Source organism: Acidovorax facilis (assembly GCF_050626955.1).
Lineage (GTDB): Bacteria > Pseudomonadota > Gammaproteobacteria > Burkholderiales > Burkholderiaceae_C > Acidovorax > Acidovorax facilis.
The window spans coordinates 5,244,438-5,259,965 of sequence record NZ_CP192460.1 but is presented as its reverse complement, the minus strand read 5'-3'; the positions used below and the strand labels follow the sequence as shown (position 1 = coordinate 5,259,965).

The following is a 15,528-nucleotide window of genomic DNA, read 5'->3' as shown; positions in this document are numbered from 1 at the left end:
TTTAGGTCGGCATCACACCAAAAAGTGGCTCAGTTTTCGGTCGGCGTCAACACTGGCCTCGCCGCGGGAAACCTGTCCGGCGCGCAACGCCACGATTGTTTCAGCTCGCACATCCAAACGGGGAAGGTTGGACGGCAGTGACGTGGGTTCGGCAAGTGCGATGTGCTCTGCACTTTGTGCGAAGACGGGAGATGCGGCCCCCAGAATGGATGCGATTGCGATTGCGCGGCCAGACAGGGACAGTGAGAAAGAGATCTGCTTCATGGGAATGCTCCTAGCGTTGGTGAGGGACCTCGCGGTTTGGTCCAAAGCGGCTATTGCCACCGGTCCGCGTGAATCCAATGCTAGGTAGAAGCCGTTTGTCGGCGTTGCATGCCAAGACAAAAAACTTGCCTAATTCTGTCAAGTTGCCTAAGCTTCCTGGAAGCTCATTTACACATCGATGTCCGATCCACTGCTCACTGCCGTCACCCAATATGCGCGGCTGCATTCGAACGCTGATGGCTTAGCGACGCCGCCAATCCCTGGTTTGCGCATGATGTACGTGGATTCTCCACGCGGCCGACTTCACTCAACGTACAAGCCGCTTGTTTGCCTTGTTCTGCAGGGCAACAAGCAGTTGATAGTGGGAAAAAATGAGGCTGTTTGCAGCGCCGGTGAATCGATCATCGTGGCCGCAGATATGCCCGTCATCGGCCAAGTGACTGGAGCCAGCATGACTCACCCCTATGTGGCACTGGCAATGGAAATCGATATGGGACTGGTTGCCGAAATAAGCGCCGCTTTGCCCGGAACGGCAAGTGGGCGCACAAGCACCGGTGATACGCTGTTTGTGCAGCCCACCGAAGCGTCCGTGGCAGATTGCGGGTTGCGGCTGATGAGGTTGATTGACCGGCCTCAAGCCCAGCAGGCACTGTTGCCGGGGCTGCGGCGCGAACTTCACTACTGGCTGCTGGCAGGACCCCATGGGGCCCGGCTTAGCGACTTAGCGGCACCACAAGGGCATGCGGCGCGCCTGGGACGCGCTGTCGGCTTCCTCCGCACAAACTACTCCAGTCGCGTATCGATTGAAGAACTGGCTGCCCTAGCAGCGATGAGTCTGACAGCGTTTCACCGGCATTTCAAAACACTTACCAGCCTATCCCCCGGTCAGTATCAGAAGCGGCTTCGTCTTATTGAAGCTCGTCGCCAGATGCTGTACGAAGGTAGCAGTGCAAGCGATGCAGCGTTCAAGGTCGGATACGAAAGCGTGTCTCAATTCACTCGGGAATACGGACGCATGTTTGGTGCACCGCCGGGCCGCGACAAGCGCAGCGCGCATATGCAGGTGATTCAGAACAGACTCAATGGCATTGATAACGAGCGCAAGCGAGCCTAGGTTACTTGCTCACTCTCTGACATTAAGGGGTGCTATCGCATCGACCACGGCGTACGCGCACTCGGGGTGGTCTGGCGTAAGCACGCTAGTCGCTCAGTGATGCATGTTTGCACTCGTGGTCTGGGCTGCCCCGGGCATCTCCTCGAGTTGGCGCGAGATGCTGGGGGTGATGAAAACATACCTTCGTGATCCGAAGGCATCTGCCGCCGTTTAATCGCCCGTACGATGGGCTAGGGCCGATATGGCTATCAGCAATCACCTTAAACGGAGAAAAGGACCGGACGGCAGCTTTGCAGCGGTTGCAGTCATCCGCCTGTTGACTGTCGAACGCGTACTATCGGCCACAACCGGTGCTTCGGGAAGTGCCGGAGAATCCGCTCTCCGAAACAGGTAATTTAGGCTTTCACTCAAAGAGGCGCGCTCAATCTTCAGCGTGACTTAGGCACAAGCAGACGTTCGTGAAGGAACCCGAGATGAAGGAGCTCACCCTGAGGGTGGTCGAGGGGGTGGGCCGACAAGCGCGGCTCGACCGACCGACCTTTGATCCTGAACTGCGCGCAGGCTTGGCGATCGTGGGCGGAATGTTCCCGCCGACAGTGACCAGCGACCTGATCGACTTCATGCGGGTGTCCTACGCAGGGCCGCCTCTCGAAACCCTGATCGGCGGGCGAAACATCCGCTGCGAGGAACGCGTCTTCGAGGGTTACGAGGGTCACCCTCTCAAGGCGTCCGTCTTCCGTCACGAGCGTGCCTCCGGGCAGCGCCCAGGTGTGCTTTTCGTGCATTCCGGGGGTCTGATGTTCGGCGATCGGTTCAGTGGGTTGGACCGGATGATCGATTTCGTCGAACAGCTGGGCGTCGTGCTCGTGTCGATCGAATACCGCCTCGCGCCAGAGTATCGCGACCCTTATCCGCGGGAAGATGTGTACGCGGCGCTGGAATGGATGGCATTGCATGCGGAGTCGCTCGGCGTGCGCCTCGATCGCCTGCTGATTGCGGGCGCCAGCGCAGGGGGAGGTTTGGCGGCCGGTGCAGCCCTCGCGGCGCGCGATAGGGGCGGTCCCCGCCTGTGCGGGCAGCTGCTCGACTACCCCATGCTGGACGACCGCGGCATCACGAAGTCCACGCTTCAGTTCGATGGCATCGGCGTCTGGGATCGCGTGAGCAACGAGACCGGCTGGGGCGCGCTGCTTGGCGAAGCGCGCGGTGGTCCGGATGTGTCGCCGTATGCCGCGCCAGCTCGTGCAACTGAGCTTTGCGACCTGCCGCCCGCGTTTCTCGACGTCGGTAGCGCCGAGATATTTCGCGACGAAACCGTGGCCTATGCGGACGCCTTGTGGAATGCCGGCGGGCAGGCCGAGCTTCACGTGTGGCCGGGTGGGTTCCATGCGTTCGACATCTTCGCGCCGCATACCGCACTGTCACGTGGAATGATCGCCACGCGCAGTGCATGGATGTCGCGCGTGTTGGGCGATTGAGGACTGTATGCAGGAACTGCTGGCTCGACTGAAGGCCCTTGACCCCAACGCCAGCCTGGCGTTGAGGGTAATCGCGTGCTTCGACGAATTGGTTCGAGGTGGCGTCAACATCCAGGGGCTGCTCGGGGCAGCAGCCTCGCTCTCGGGCTGTGTAGCGGGGTTCGCCGGGCATCAATCAGAGCGCACGCTTCGCGTCGCGCCGGACGGGCAGACCCTGAAGGGCAGCGCCTCAGCGCCGCAAGAAGGCTCCCTGGCAGCAAACGGCATGACCGTGTGGCTGGAGCGGCAGGGGCCAGCCCATGTGAACGATGCGATGATCCTCGAGCGCCTCGCACTTGCGCTGGCCGTCCGCAGCGGGCACCAGGCGGACGATCCATTGCGTCGGCTCGGCGATCTGCTCGACGCCAACATTGACGTGGAGCATCGCCACGCGACGGCTGCCAAACTCGGATTGGCGCCGCACTTGAAGTACCGCGTTGCCACCTTGCCGCTCTTCGCGACATGGAAGCAACACCGCGACCTGCCGGAAGACGTAGTTCACACCCGCTACGGTCCGCTGCACGTGTGCGTACTGCGCGCCGAGGTGAAACACATCGACGCCAGCCCCTGCGGGATCGGGGTGGCGGCGGGGATCGACGACCTCCACCGATCGCTGGCGACAGCACTCGTGAGCTTGCGCCTGTGCGCTGTGCCCGATGTGCCAGTCGTCGTCGCAGACGACTATGGCGGTCTGATTGATTTGCTCGCCCAGTGCTCGGTCGATCGACCGTTGCTCGATGTCGAGGAACTCGAAGGCGTCATGCAGCATCCGTGGGCCGTGCGAACTCTGGATGCGCTGCTTCGCTCCGCGTCTATCCGTGACGCATCTCGCATTGCCGGTGTCCACCACAGCACGATGCAGGCGAGACTGGAGACCATTCGCGACGTGCTGTCGTTCGACCCACTCGACGGCATCGGCCGAACCCGTATCGGCCTCGCCTTCCTCGCCTGGCGCGTTCGGCATTCGTCGGCACTGGACCTGCCACCGCCCACCAGTCGCTAGTCTCAACCGCCAAATGGCGGAATTCGGTCCCTCCAGGCGCGCCGGTCGGCGGTTACTGGCCACCCGGTGTGTTGCTATCTTCCAGTTGCCACAGGTCGCCGCCGGAGACGCGTTGGGCGAGGTCATCGTTTCGACCCCACGCCGACGTTCCGCGCTCCGGCACTTGGCCTGCGGCTGTGGTTCAACAACACGGAGACAAACAATGACCGAACTCAAGAAGGCAATCGACGCCGTACTCGATGGCGTGACGACAGGCACACCCCGCGTGCCGGGGGTATCGGCGGCGGTGACCGACCGCCGCGGTACGATCTACGAAGGCGCGCGCGGTGTCCGCAACACCGGGACCGGCGAGCCGTTCGAGCCCGACACCGTGTGCGCAATCTTTTCGACCACTAAGGCCATCGCAGGAACGGCTTGCTTGCAACTGGTGGAAGAGGGGCTTCTCGACCTCGACGCGCCTGCGAAGGATTACGCGCCCCAACTTGCCGACATCATGGTCATCGAGGGCTTCGGCAAGGACGGGCAACCCAGGCTGCGCCCACCGAAGCGCGACATCACGACACGTCACCTGCTCACGCATACAGCCGGCTTCAGCTACGACTTCTTCAACGAGACGTACACCCGCCTCGCCAACGAGCAGGGCCAGCCTTGGGTGGTCGACGCGTCGTGGAAGTCGATCAAGACGCCACTTCTGTTTGATCCGGGCGAGCAGTGGTCATATGGGAGCAACATCGATTGGGCCGGCATGGTGCTGGAGGGAATACGGGCAAGCGGCTCGGCGAGGTCATGCAGTCGAGAGTTCTCGCTCCGCTCGGGATGGCCGACACCGCCTTCACGATGACCCCCTCCATGCAATCCCGGCAAGCAACGATTCACGCGCGCGAGGATCGCGATGGCTCGCTCGTTCCGCTCAACGGGGTGACCTTGCCGCAGGATCCGGAGGTCCACATGGGAGGGCACGGCCTCTACGGGACCGCGTCGGACTATGTGAAGTTCATCCGCATGTGGCTCAACGACGGACGCAGCGACGGCGGCGAGCAGATCCTTCGACCGGAGACCGTCGAAATGGCATCTCGCAATCATTTGCCCAAGGGCATGCAGGTGAAGATGCTGCCCGGCGTCGATGCGACCAAGACGGCGGCGTCCATCCTGCCCGTGTCGAGGCCACGACTGTCCAACGACGCCGAGTTCTTCCCCGGCATGCCCAAGACGTGGGCACTCACGTTCATGATCAACGAGGAAGAAGCACCCACGGGTCGGCCGGCCGGTGCGCTCGCATGGGCCGGCCTCGCCAACCTGTACTACTGGATCGATCGCGCGAACGGCATCGGCGGGTATTGGGCGACCCAGATTTTCCCATTCGTAGATCCAACATCGGTAGCAGGCTATCTCGCGATGGAAAGTGCAACCTATCAGCACGCAAAGCCTCGCGCTCGATGAGATGCAAAAGGCCGCTCCGCTCGAGCCAGCGGCCGTGATCATCGCGTTCTTTTGACTAATCGGCTCCGAAGCCGGGTCGTTTGACATCCGGCGCGCGGGTGAGCGTCGGCTTTTGTCCAAACGGTCCGTCCGGCGGGGTCGATTGCACGCGAGTTGATCGGAAGCTGTCCGCGCGTTGGATCCATCGCCCAGCGAGGGTCTTCTTCGGGTCGGTAGAAGCCTGCCCCTTGTCAAACGGCGAACGGCAGCAACCAGCCTGCAGCAGTCAGGTCCTCTCGGCCGTACCTCGCGGTCTCGACCGTCGATTTGCACAATATTTGTTTGCCTAGAGCTAGGTTCCATCTAGAGTTCGGCGTAGGAGGGGCCTATGTCCGCCGCATGTCCAGAGATCGCAATTCATCACCACAGGTCTTCGTCTTTAGTGCACTCCATTGCACGTTTGGTTGCGGTCGCCACAGGTGTTCTGACACTCTCCAACACCGCTATGGCTTTCCAGATCGCCCCCATGGGCTCAGCTTTTGAGTCCAAACTGACCAACGAAACAGAAAACTCTCTAGCGACGGTGGCTGGCAGACTGGGCGTTCTGATCAAAGGCCGCGTCCATGAAGAGATCACCCAGATTGGGATGGGCTGCCCGATAGAGTCCGGGACCCTTGCGCAAGACGTCAGCTGCAGCTCCCGGGATCTGCCCTTTGCCACGCCATATGTCATCTACGGTGTGCGTTGGAACGATCTACCCCCGTTCAAGCTTTCACCCGATGAGGGCAACTGCACCTACCTGGGCAAGTCCTGCAACGTTTCCCAGACCATACGGTTCTCCACGCAGCCGCTTTGTTGGTACTGCCTCTTCAAGGATGCTGAGAAGAAGGCACAGACCCAGCCGATCGTTGGGTGCAGCAAGACCAAGGGTAGTCTTCACGGCAATGTGATGACCCGCTCGCACTTCGGCGATTTGCAGTTCCTGCACGCCATGGCCAGTGAAGAAGGAGTACACCCCGGCGCAACCCGCGCCAAAGTGCTGGACTGGCTGGAGTTCGCCTGGAAGGTGTCATCGCGCGAAATCAAGCCCGACACCTTTCTTCGAGACATCGACAACGCCACCTTAAGAGAGCACTTTGGATGCACACAGTGGCGGGTCTCGGACCTCTACATCCTCGGGCGGCAAGACAAGCTGCTTCCTTACTTGCACCACGTGGCATTCGGCTCGGTGCTCCACACGGTCCAGGACTCGTTCGCCGGAGCCCATGCCTCGCGAGAGAACTCACAGCCAAGTGGCATGTGTCAGGGCACTGACCTTACGCAGCCCAGGCGGATCGTGGAATTCCACACCTATGGCGCTCAAGACGGAAGCCTGCATGACGAACAGGACAGCCGAGAAGCTATGACGCGCGTAAGCGCTGCGGACCGTTGGCCAGATGCGGTAGAGGCCTCGCGCAATCTATCGCGCTTCTATGAAGTCCGCGCCCAATGGAGCGAAGTCCAGCCCTACATGCAGTGTCTGTTCGAACTGGCGGACGAGCGCAATGACTCGTCACCAGGAGAGCAGTACCGACGCCGCTAAGTCCATGGTGGGGCAATCCGGCCCACCATTCATCGTCACTGCGGATGGAGCAATGCCAGCGCCTTGCGCTTGCCCAGTTTGAGCACTTCAGCAATGCGCTCCAACTGCGCGGCCCGGGGATGAACATGGCCCGTCTCCCACTTGTAGACGGATATCGAAGAAGCACCCAGCAACTGGGCCATCTGCTTCTGCGTGATGCCGAGCGCCGCGCGTTTCTCGATCAACACCTGAGCATCGAACGGGATCTGCTTTGACTTCTTGGGAGTGACGTCTTCTGCCACGGCCTTGGCTTTGGGCGCATCTGTTGTTTTGACCTGCCGTTGAGTGGCCTTGAGCTGGGAGGTCAGCGCCTTGACCTCACGCTTCAGTGCCGCGATCTCAGAGCGATGGCCGGTAATCGCTTTGCGCATGCCCTGAAGTTCAGGTTTGAGCTCCTTGCGCGCCATGCGAACAACTTCAGCGCGAAAGGCATTGGAAAACGTATTCATAGGTCCAATGGTAACTTTGACGCCTTATCGCGCGCTTAGGGGCTGGTGCAAAGCCGGTGCCGAGCTCCTTCTTCGTCCCCCCAAAAACAAAACCGCCAAAGGCCTGAGCCCATGGCGGTTTGTTTCGGCGGAGATCGAACGAGCGGTACTTACTTCCCAGCCTTGTCCGCCTTGCGCTTCGCGGCCTTGGGATCCACCACCGCCTTGAACTTCGCACCCGCCACAAACTTCGGCACCGTGCTTGCAGGGATCTTCAGTGCTTCACCGGTTGATGGGTTCTTGCCTGTGCGTGCTGCACGCTTGGCGGACTTGAAGGTCCCAAAACCCACCAGCTGCACGGCATCGCCCTTCTTGACGGCGGTCTGGATGGTGTCGATCAGCGTTTCCAGCACCGCATTGGCTGCGGCCTTGGACAGGTCATTCTTGGAAGCCAGGATTTCAACGAGTTCTGCGCGGTTCATGGATGCTCACGAGTAGAGGTTGGAAAGGCCCGATTTATAACGCCACCGCTGACACCACGCTTGCTACCACTCAATGCTGCAGTGCACTTCTTGGCAAAAACTCCACGCCCGTGCGTTTCACCAACTCCTGGTAGCTGATCGGCCGCCCCACCATCTCCCCCTCGCGGTTCTCTTGCCAATGCGCCCAAGCCCGTTGGGTCGTGGCGTCATAGACCAGCTTGTAGAGATATGACCTTGCCCCTGTATCGTGTAGCTCTTAACCCACGGTTCACGCGGCCTTTTTACGCTGTGCCTCGTACCAGCGCTGCTCGTACTGCATCGGGCTGAGGTAGCCCAGCGACGAATGCAGCCTTCGGTGATTGTAGAAGGCCATCCAGTCCATCACCGCCTGCCTGGCCTGCTCACGGGTAGCAAACTTGCACCCATGTACGCTGGCTGTTTTCAGCCGCCCCCAGAAGCTCTCGGTCGGTGCGTTGTCCCAGCAGTTGCCTTTCCGGCTCATCGATGAACGCATGCCCCAGTCCTTCAAGGCATCCTGGAACTCATGGCTGTAATACTGGCTGCCCCGGTCGCTGTGGAATATCACCCCAGGAGGCGGCCTGCGGCGCCACCACGCCATGGCCAGCGCGTCCTTGACCAGGCCGGCCTGCATGTGCGGCTGCAGGCTCCAACCCACCACCTGGCGGTTGAACAGGTCGATCACCGCAGCCAGGTACAGCCAGCCCTCGTCGGTTTGGATGTAGGTGATGTCGCCACTCCAGAGCTGGTTGGGCGCCTCGGGGTTGAAGCGCCGCTGTACCAAGTCGGGCGCCACCGGCATTGCCAAACCGCAGTAGAAACAACGGCATTGTTGGATGAGCGCGGACTGGATACGGAGTTTGGCTATCTTGTTCATCTGGCACCAGGGGTAGTGTTGAAGCTACTCCCGTTGCCGATAGCCGGACAGGTCGGGCGCCGGGGCATCGCACCACACGGCTGTGCGTCAGGGAACCTGGACGCGGCCGGGTTCGCGTTAGCCCGGACAGGAAATAATTTACACCGCCGAGTTCAGTCAGCACAAGCAGCGACTGTTGCATGCATGCCTCATGCGGCCCCCACAGGCAGCGCCACCTGCTGCGCCGGGTCCTTCGCCCGGTGCACAAACAGCTCCACCGGTGGCACCTTGATCAGCGACTCTGCCCGTTCGATGGTGCCGTGCAGCCAAGTGTCCCAGTCCCCCTTTTCCAGCGGAACCACCGTACGTTTGTCCTGCATGTCCGGCGCGCGCTTGGGGTCAGGCCTGTGCATCAGATTGAGAACAGGCACGTCGTCACAGTTCTGCGTGATCATGGTGTAGCTGAGCACCATCTCACCCGTGGCCGGGTCGGTCCATTCGCTCCACAAGCCAACCAAGCCCCAGGGCTCGCCATCCGCGCGCTCAAACTGCCAGGGGATGTGTTTGCCGGTGCCCCAGTAGGGCTCGACGTACAACTGCGCCGGGATGATGCAGCGCTGCCCCTTGCGCCACGGGCCGCCGTAGGTCCATGACTTGGCCATGCCCTCGCGCCGGGCGTTGACGGTGCTCAGGCGCTTGCCGTCTTTGCCGGAGGGAATGTGTGTCTTGGAGTGCGGCGGAATCATGCCCCATTGCCCGACCACCAATTCGCGGCCCGCTTCACCATTCGCGCGCAGGAACGGCCCGCGGTACAGCGGGCTCATCTTGTCGCGCCATTCCTCCTCGGGCACGTCACCGAAGTGCAGCACCAGCTGCTCACGGCCCGGGACCTCGTAGTAGGTACACATGGCAACATTCTGGCAGCAGGGAGCTATACTGTAAATATGTACAGTCTTTGGAACTCCCCGCTACCCGTGCCGTACGACACGGCGGCGCAGTCGCTGGCCTTGCCCTTGTGCGGGGTGAGCGTGCGCGCGGGGTTTCCATCGCCTGCCGATGACTTTGCGGTGGAGCAGCTGGACATCATGAAGCTGCTGGTGAAACACCCCCAGGCTACCTACTTCTGGCGTGTGCGAGGCGACTCGATGCGCGACGCGGGCATTGAGGACGGCAGCATCATCGCCGTGGACCGTGCGATCAAGCCCAAGCACAACAGCATCGTCGTGGCCATCGTGGACGGCGAATGCACGGTGAAGTTTTTGCACCAGCGTGCTGGCCGCATCAAGCTGCGTGCGGCCAACCCAACCTATCCCGACATCATTCCTCGCGACAGCCAGACCATTGAGGTGTGGGGCGTGGTGAGTGGGTGCGTGAAGCTGTTTCTCACCTGATCTGATGGACGGAGGCCAGCATGTATGCGCTGGTGGATGGCAACAATTTTTACGTGAGCTGCGAGCGGGTGTTCCGCCCCAGCCTGAACGGCCGCCCGGTGGTGGTGCTCAGCAACAATGACGGCTGCGCCATCGCCCGCAGCAATGAGGCCAAGGCCCTGGGCATCAAGATGGGGGCGCCGTGGTTCCAGATTCGGCACATGGAAGAGACCCACGGGCTGGTGGCCTTGAGTGCCAACTTCACCCTGTACGGCGACATGAGCAACCGGATGATGAGCCTGGCGGCGGGCCTGGGACCCTCTCAGGAGATCTACAGCATCGATGAGTCGTTCGTCGGCCTGCAGGGCATGCCGGGCGACCTGATCACACGCAGCCACGCCATCCGCGCCCGCATCCACCAGTGGGTGGGCATCCCCTGCGGCATTGGCATCGGTCACACCAAGACGCTGGCGAAGCTGGCCAACCACATTGCCAAGACGGCCGAGCGCAAACCAGGAAGCTATCCGGCCGAGTTGGCCCAGGTGTGCAACCTGACCGTCCTTCCCGCTCAGGACTTGGACGAAGTTCTAGCCGCCACGCTGGTGGAAGAAGTCTGGGGCGTGGGCCGCAAGATCGGTGCGCAGCTGCATCAGTGTGGGGTGCATACAGTCCTGGACCTGGCCCGGCTGGACCCGGCCATGGTGCGCAGGCGCTGGAGCGTGGTGCTGGAGCGCACGGTGCGCGAGCTGCAGGGCATGCAGTGCATCGAGCTCGATGACGCGCCCGAGCCCAAGAGAGAGATTGCCTGCACCCGGTCATTCGGCCAGGCGGTGACCGAGCTGCCACCGCTGTTGGAGGCAGTGAGCGAGTTCGCCAGCCGTGCGGCCGAGAAGCTGCGCAAGCAAGGCAGCTTGGCCAGCCAGCTGCTGGTGTTCTGCCACACCTCGCCGTTCCGGCCCGGCCCGCGCTTCAACAAGTCAGTGGTGGTACCCCTGCGTCGACCTACGGCCGACACCGGCAAGCTGGTGTGGGCGGCGGCAGCCGGTATGCGCCGCATGTACGAGCCTGGGTACAAGATGGCCAAGGCCGGGGTGATGCTGCTGGACCTGGTGCCGGGCAATGTGCTGCAGGGCGAGCTGGATCTGGAGGACGAAGACCACCGGGACCGCACCCAGCTGATGGTGGCACTGGATGCGCTCAACCAGCGCTATGGCAAGGGCACCGTGCATTCAGGTGCCACAGGGGGCACCAACAGGGGCAAGGACTGGGGGATGAAGCAGGAGAGGCGCACGCCGCAGTACACAACACGGTGGGAGGATGTTCCGGTGGCAAGGGCCTAAGCGTGAGGGTAAGCGTGCGGTCATCCCACCCTTGAAGGGAACGGTCTAAGCGGCAACGATGGTGTCCACCAAACAAGTTAGGTGGACACCATGAATGAAGCCAAGAAGAAGACCCGCCGGCGATACGACGCCGAGCTCAAGCAGCAGATCCTCATTCAGTGCGACGAGCCGGGTGCATCGGTGGCCAGCATTGCCTTGTCCCACGGCATCAACGCCAATGTCGTGCACAAGTGGCGTCGAGAGGGATGTAGGGCGCTGCCTGCCCTGCAGGCTCCCGCATTTGTTCCAGTGCCGCTGCCACCAGCGGCGTGTGCATCTGCACCGGACATCCGCATCGAGTTGCGCCGTGGTGCCACCAGCGTGTCAGTGACCTGGCCCCTGGCGGCGGCCGATCAGTGCGCAGTATGGATGCGAGAGCTGCTCAAGTGATCCGGTTGGATGCCCTGTGGCTGGCCACCGAGCCGCTGGACATGCGAGCGGGCACCCAGACGGCGCTGGCCCGTGTGGTGTCGGTCTTTGGCGCTGCACGCCCGCACCACGCCTATCTGTTCGCCAACAGAAGAGCCAACCGCATGAAAGTGCTGGTGCACGACGGCATCGGGGTGTGGCTGGCAGCGCGGCGCCTGAACAGCGGCAAGTTCGTCTGGCCGCGTGATGCGGCAAGCACCGCCGCGCTCACCCGCGCACAGTTCGATGCGCTGGTGCTGGGCCTGCCCTGGCAGCGCCTTGGCGACGGTGGTGTAATCACCGTGGTCTGACTCTGGAGCGCAGACTGCGTATTTCGGTCGCTGCTGGACACTCATTTCGGTTTCTCTTGGACAGCGGGAACGGCGGGAGATGGGACCCAGTTCGGCACTCATGGACACGCACAATGTGCTGCCAGTAGGCGTCGACGCTGCGGCGCCCAGTCGCCATGTTGGTTAGGCGGGCAGGTGCGCGGCCGGCTAGACTTCACCAATCGCCACGAGCAGTCGTTCGCCCCGAGCTGTCCACTGAACGGTCAAGACTGGGCAGAGTCGTCCTCTCTCTATGCGTAACCGGCAGCTCCCGACCCGTTGCCGACCGTCGAGACTGCAGGGAAGCGGACCTAGACCGCGAAGGCGGGCCCCATTCGCTTGACACCTGTTGATTCCGGGCAGACGCAGGGCTCGACCAACGCCATCTTCAATCCTGGCGGGGTGTGACCCCGTGGTTGCCAGGACGGGTAGGCCCTCGACGGCGGCAACCGCTGAAGATGCCCTGCGATTCGGTGTCGATCAGTTTCTTGCGGCCCGCGCGGGTGAGCGTTCATCGGTGCGGGCTAACCCGCAGATTCCACCCGCACAGAGTCTCACTTGGCACCCCCGCTGGCCTTGGACACATACAGCGCCAGCGCCGCGATCTCTGCATCGGTGAGCTTTTCCTTGTACGAAGGCATCTGGCCCAGCCCGTTGCGCAGCGCCTTCGCCACGCGCGCAGCGTCGGGCTTCAACTCGTCCAGCACCGGGCCGACGGCGCCCTCGGCGCCCGCGGCCTGCAAGGTGTGGCAAACCGCGCACGAAGGCACGACGCCTTCCAGGAACAGCTTCTTCCCCAGGGCGAACTGCGCGCTGTCGTCGGCCGCCAGCGCGGGCAGAACGGGCAGCGCCAGGCAGGCACCAAGCATCGACGCAACTCTCAAGGCATGCAACACAGGGTGCTGCTGAATGGTGCTGCGCATGATCAGGCCACCGTCACTTTCACGGCGTGGTCGGACCAGCTCGTGTTGTTGTAGCCGCCGGCGTTTTCCTGCCGCTGCTCGGGTTGCACGTTGCCTGCGGAGTCGGTGGCGCGGCTGGCCAGCGTGTGGCTGCCGGCGGGCAGCCTGGCAGCCAGCACGAACTGGCGCCAGGCATAGCGACCGAGGTCGGGGCCGACGAAGCGCGCGTCGCTCCAGGTCTTGCCGCCGTCCAGCGACACCTCGACGCGCTTGACACCGTTCAGCCCTCCAAAGGCAACGCCCTGCACCTGCACCAGACCGGCTTTCACGCCGGCTGCGTCGGGCCCAGGCGAGTTGATCCACGACTTGACCGTCATCTCCTGCACCGAAGGTTGGCTGGGGTCGCCCTTGCCGCCCGGCGGCGAGATGCGGTAGCCGTGCGACATGATCTTCGCGTCCGTCTCCTTGGCCGTGAAGGCCAAGCGCTTGATGTACTTGATGTTGTTCACGCCGGTGTAGCCGGGCACGATCAGGCGCAGCGGGCCGCCGTGGGCCAGCGAGATAGGCACACCGTTCATTTCCCACGCCAGCAGCGCATCGGCCATCGCCGCGGCCGGTACCGAGCGCTCAACGATGATGCTCAGCGGGTCCAGCCCTTCGGGCAGCTTCTCGCCGCCGGTGCCGGTCATGAAGCCTGCGCCCGGCACCATGCCGCCCAGCGCCTCGGCCACTACCCGCACCGGCACGCCACTCCAGATCACGCAGCCGGCTGCCCCCACTTGCCACGGCGTGCCGCTGGGCTTGCTGGGGAAGTAGCCACGGCCATTGCCAGAGCATTGCAGCACCATGGCGGTGGTCTCCACGCCCAGGGTCTTGAGTTCGCGCAGCGTCAGTGTGCGCGGGGCCTTCACGCCTTCGATGGCCACTTCCCAGGCGTCGCGGTCGGCAATGATGGATGCGTCTGGCGCAGGCAGATTGTTGCGGATGTAGAGCTGCTCGGCCGGCGTGATGACACCGCTGCCGAAGGCCGTGCGCTTGGTCTCGATGGTGGTGCTGCTGTGCACGATGACGCTGGCCGGGTCTTTCCAGTTCACGTAGGCGGGCAGCGGCTTCAGCGTGGCGCTGGCCACAGGAGTTTCGCCAGCAGCGGCGGCGCCGCGCGCAAAAGTCGCTAGTCCGGCAGCGGCCACGGCGCTGGCGCTGCCGGCGAGCAACTGGCGCCGCTGCAGGAAGTTCAGGGTCTGTTTCATCGTGTCTCCTTGGGGGTGGTGGTGGGTGTGGATGTGGGTGTAGGTGTTTCACTGGTCTTGCCGAACTGGTTCTGCGCCACGGCCAGTGCTTGTTTCTTTTGCGCAACCAGCACCAGCGGCTTGCCGTCGCGCGAGGTGATGACTTTCCAGTAGACATTGCCCCACCAGCCGCCGCCTTCCTTCAGCGCCACGGCCTTGTCGAAAGCAAACACGGTGACCATGCCGCCCTTCTCGAAGAACGTGGTGAGGTGATAGGCAAGGTGGCCGTCGATGTCGCAAGGCCGCATCAACTGCGGGAAGCCAGGGACCACTTGTTTGCCGCCAAGCCCCAGGTGCTGCAACAGCGGTGCAGGTTCCATGAAGGTGCCGCGCAGCGTGCGCTCAAAATATTCATGCTCGATGGCACCCCGCACCAGCTCGGGTGGGCGCATCGCCAAGACGGTGCCGGTCCCGCTGCCGACCAGCAGCAGGGCCAGCACAGACCGCTGGAAGCCGCGTCGCGACAGCATCGGCTGCGCCTTGCGGTACAGGTGAGGCGGTGGGTCGGTGGCTTCGAAGGCCAGCGCCAGCTCGGCGCGGGCGCGCAGGTCGAATGCACTGTCCTCGGGTTCGGTGGTGATTCGGAGCTTCATGTTGAGGTTTTTCTCAGCGGCGTCACGCGCGCGCCTGAGGGTGCTTGCACGGGCACGCCCATCACGCGCTTGAGCGCGTCGCGCGCGCGCGCCAGGCGCGACAGCACGGTGCCCGGCGCGATCTCCAGCGCCTCGGCCATCTGGGCGGTGGGCATATCGTCAAAATAAAACAGCACCAGCACCTCGCGGTGCATCGGCGCCAGACGCGCCAGGGCCTTGACGACGTCGAGCTTGTCGTCCAGCCCGCTGTCGGGCGCGGCCTGCTCGGGACGCTCTTCATCGTCCAGCGACTGCATGCCCGGCGTAGCCTGGCGGAAGGCCGCGCGACGCATGATCTGGAACAGCCAGGCCCGAGCCAGCGTTGCATCGCGCAACTGCTCGCGATGTTTCCAGGCGTTGGCAAAGCAGTCCTGCACCACGTCTTCAGCCGTCGCACGCGAGCCGGTCAACGCCCACGCGCTGCGCAGCAGGAAACGGTAGTGCTCACGCACCCATTGGTTGTAGCGGGATTCGGCCGACTGGAAGAGCATGTTGAT

The 15,528-nt window shown here is 62.9% G+C and carries 16 protein-coding genes and 3 pseudogenes; 9 read left to right on the top strand and 10 right to left on the bottom strand.

The annotated features are described in order from the left end of the window. Positions 1-12 precede the first annotated feature (12 nt). A complete protein-coding gene (locus ACQ4MJ_RS24200) occupies positions 13-264 on the bottom strand; it encodes a hypothetical protein (protein ID WP_431150988.1) in 252 nt (83 codons plus the stop codon). A gap of 178 nt (positions 265-442) precedes the next feature. Here ACQ4MJ_RS24200 and ACQ4MJ_RS24195 point away from each other — a divergent pair, with 178 nt between their 5' ends. The 5 genes and pseudogenes from ACQ4MJ_RS24195 to ACQ4MJ_RS24175 all read left to right on the top strand — a co-directional run bounded on the left by ACQ4MJ_RS24195 (position 443) and on the right by ACQ4MJ_RS24175 (position 6,899). After that, positions 443-1,378, top strand: a complete 936-nt coding sequence (locus ACQ4MJ_RS24195) for an AraC family transcriptional regulator N-terminal domain-containing protein (RefSeq protein ID WP_431150990.1) — start codon at positions 443-445, stop codon at positions 1,376-1,378. A 473-nt stretch (positions 1,379-1,851) separates the two neighbouring features. Continuing rightward, a complete protein-coding gene (locus tag ACQ4MJ_RS24190) occupies positions 1,852-2,856 on the top strand; it encodes an alpha/beta hydrolase (protein ID WP_431150991.1) in 1,005 nt (334 codons plus the stop codon). Between the two features lie 7 nt (positions 2,857-2,863). Beyond that, a complete protein-coding gene (locus ACQ4MJ_RS24185) occupies positions 2,864-3,898 on the top strand; it encodes a helix-turn-helix domain-containing protein (RefSeq protein WP_431150992.1) in 1,035 nt (344 codons plus the stop codon). A gap of 13 nt (positions 3,899-3,911) precedes the next feature. Beyond that, a pseudogene (locus ACQ4MJ_RS24180) lies at positions 3,912-5,338 on the top strand (serine hydrolase domain-containing protein). A gap of 484 nt (positions 5,339-5,822) precedes the next feature. Then, positions 5,823-6,899, top strand: coding sequence for a hypothetical protein (locus tag ACQ4MJ_RS24175; RefSeq protein ID WP_409830545.1), 1,077 nt, complete (start codon positions 5,823-5,825; stop codon positions 6,897-6,899). Positions 6,900-6,934: 35 nt separating this feature from the next. Here the strand turns inward: ACQ4MJ_RS24175 and ACQ4MJ_RS24170 are convergent, their stop codons facing one another. The 5 genes and pseudogenes from ACQ4MJ_RS24170 to ACQ4MJ_RS24150 all read right to left on the bottom strand — a co-directional run bounded on the left by ACQ4MJ_RS24170 (position 6,935) and on the right by ACQ4MJ_RS24150 (position 9,630). Beyond that, complete coding sequence (locus ACQ4MJ_RS24170) at positions 6,935-7,387, bottom strand: helix-turn-helix domain-containing protein (protein ID WP_409830547.1); 453 nt, start codon at positions 7,385-7,387, stop codon at positions 6,935-6,937. A 149-nt stretch (positions 7,388-7,536) separates the two neighbouring features. Continuing rightward, positions 7,537-7,848, bottom strand: coding sequence for an HU family DNA-binding protein (locus ACQ4MJ_RS24165; RefSeq protein WP_409830549.1), 312 nt, complete (start codon positions 7,846-7,848; stop codon positions 7,537-7,539). A gap of 70 nt (positions 7,849-7,918) precedes the next feature. Further along, a pseudogene (locus ACQ4MJ_RS24160) lies at positions 7,919-8,080 on the bottom strand (DNA/RNA non-specific endonuclease); the annotation flags it as partial. 36 nt (positions 8,081-8,116) lie between these two features. Next, positions 8,117-8,668: pseudogene (locus ACQ4MJ_RS24155) on the bottom strand (IS3 family transposase); the annotation flags it as partial. 263 nt (positions 8,669-8,931) lie between these two features. Further along, positions 8,932-9,630, bottom strand: coding sequence for an SOS response-associated peptidase (locus ACQ4MJ_RS24150; RefSeq protein ID WP_431150993.1), 699 nt, complete (start codon positions 9,628-9,630; stop codon positions 8,932-8,934). A gap of 36 nt (positions 9,631-9,666) precedes the next feature. On the opposite strand from ACQ4MJ_RS24150, the gene ACQ4MJ_RS24145 reads away from it, so the two are divergent. The 4 genes from ACQ4MJ_RS24145 (at position 9,667) to tnpB (ending at position 12,190) form a co-directional block, all read left to right on the top strand. Next, entirely contained in the window at positions 9,667-10,113 is a 447-nt protein-coding gene (locus tag ACQ4MJ_RS24145) for a LexA family protein (RefSeq protein ID WP_060987624.1), read from the top strand. A 20-nt stretch (positions 10,114-10,133) separates the two neighbouring features. Continuing rightward, the gene (locus tag ACQ4MJ_RS24140; protein WP_431150994.1) at positions 10,134-11,432 is read left to right on the top strand and encodes a Y-family DNA polymerase; all 1,299 of its coding nucleotides are present in this window, start codon (positions 10,134-10,136) and stop codon (positions 11,430-11,432) included. A 90-nt stretch (positions 11,433-11,522) separates the two neighbouring features. Then, positions 11,523-11,861 carry an IS66-like element accessory protein TnpA gene (gene tnpA / locus ACQ4MJ_RS24135; RefSeq protein ID WP_056058970.1) on the top strand — a complete coding sequence of 113 codons (339 nt, stop codon included), beginning with the start codon at positions 11,523-11,525 and terminating at the stop codon, positions 11,859-11,861. After that, complete coding sequence (tnpB, locus tag ACQ4MJ_RS24130; protein ID WP_431150995.1) at positions 11,837-12,190, top strand: IS66 family insertion sequence element accessory protein TnpB; 354 nt, start codon at positions 11,837-11,839, stop codon at positions 12,188-12,190. The genes tnpA and tnpB overlap by 25 nt, the downstream gene beginning before the upstream one ends. Positions 12,191-12,762: 572 nt before the next feature. On the opposite strand, the gene ACQ4MJ_RS24125 is transcribed toward tnpB, so the two are convergent. From ACQ4MJ_RS24125 to ACQ4MJ_RS24110, 4 genes are read right to left on the bottom strand one after another with little or no spacing between them, the layout of a single operon-like run. Next, positions 12,763-13,131 carry a c-type cytochrome gene (locus ACQ4MJ_RS24125; RefSeq protein WP_056058977.1) on the bottom strand — a complete coding sequence of 123 codons (369 nt, stop codon included), beginning with the start codon at positions 13,129-13,131 and terminating at the stop codon, positions 12,763-12,765. A 2-nt stretch (positions 13,132-13,133) separates the two neighbouring features. Beyond that, the gene (locus tag ACQ4MJ_RS24120) at positions 13,134-14,360 is read right to left on the bottom strand and encodes a sulfite oxidase (RefSeq protein ID WP_056058980.1); all 1,227 of its coding nucleotides are present in this window, start codon (positions 14,358-14,360) and stop codon (positions 13,134-13,136) included. Next, a complete protein-coding gene (locus ACQ4MJ_RS24115) occupies positions 14,357-14,992 on the bottom strand; it encodes a hypothetical protein (protein ID WP_056058982.1) in 636 nt (211 codons plus the stop codon). Before ACQ4MJ_RS24115 ends, ACQ4MJ_RS24120 begins: the two co-directional genes overlap by 4 nt. Continuing rightward, positions 14,989-15,522 carry an RNA polymerase sigma factor gene (locus tag ACQ4MJ_RS24110; RefSeq protein WP_056059012.1) on the bottom strand — a complete coding sequence of 178 codons (534 nt, stop codon included), beginning with the start codon at positions 15,520-15,522 and terminating at the stop codon, positions 14,989-14,991. Before ACQ4MJ_RS24110 ends, ACQ4MJ_RS24115 begins: the two co-directional genes overlap by 4 nt. Positions 15,523-15,528 lie beyond the last annotated feature (6 nt).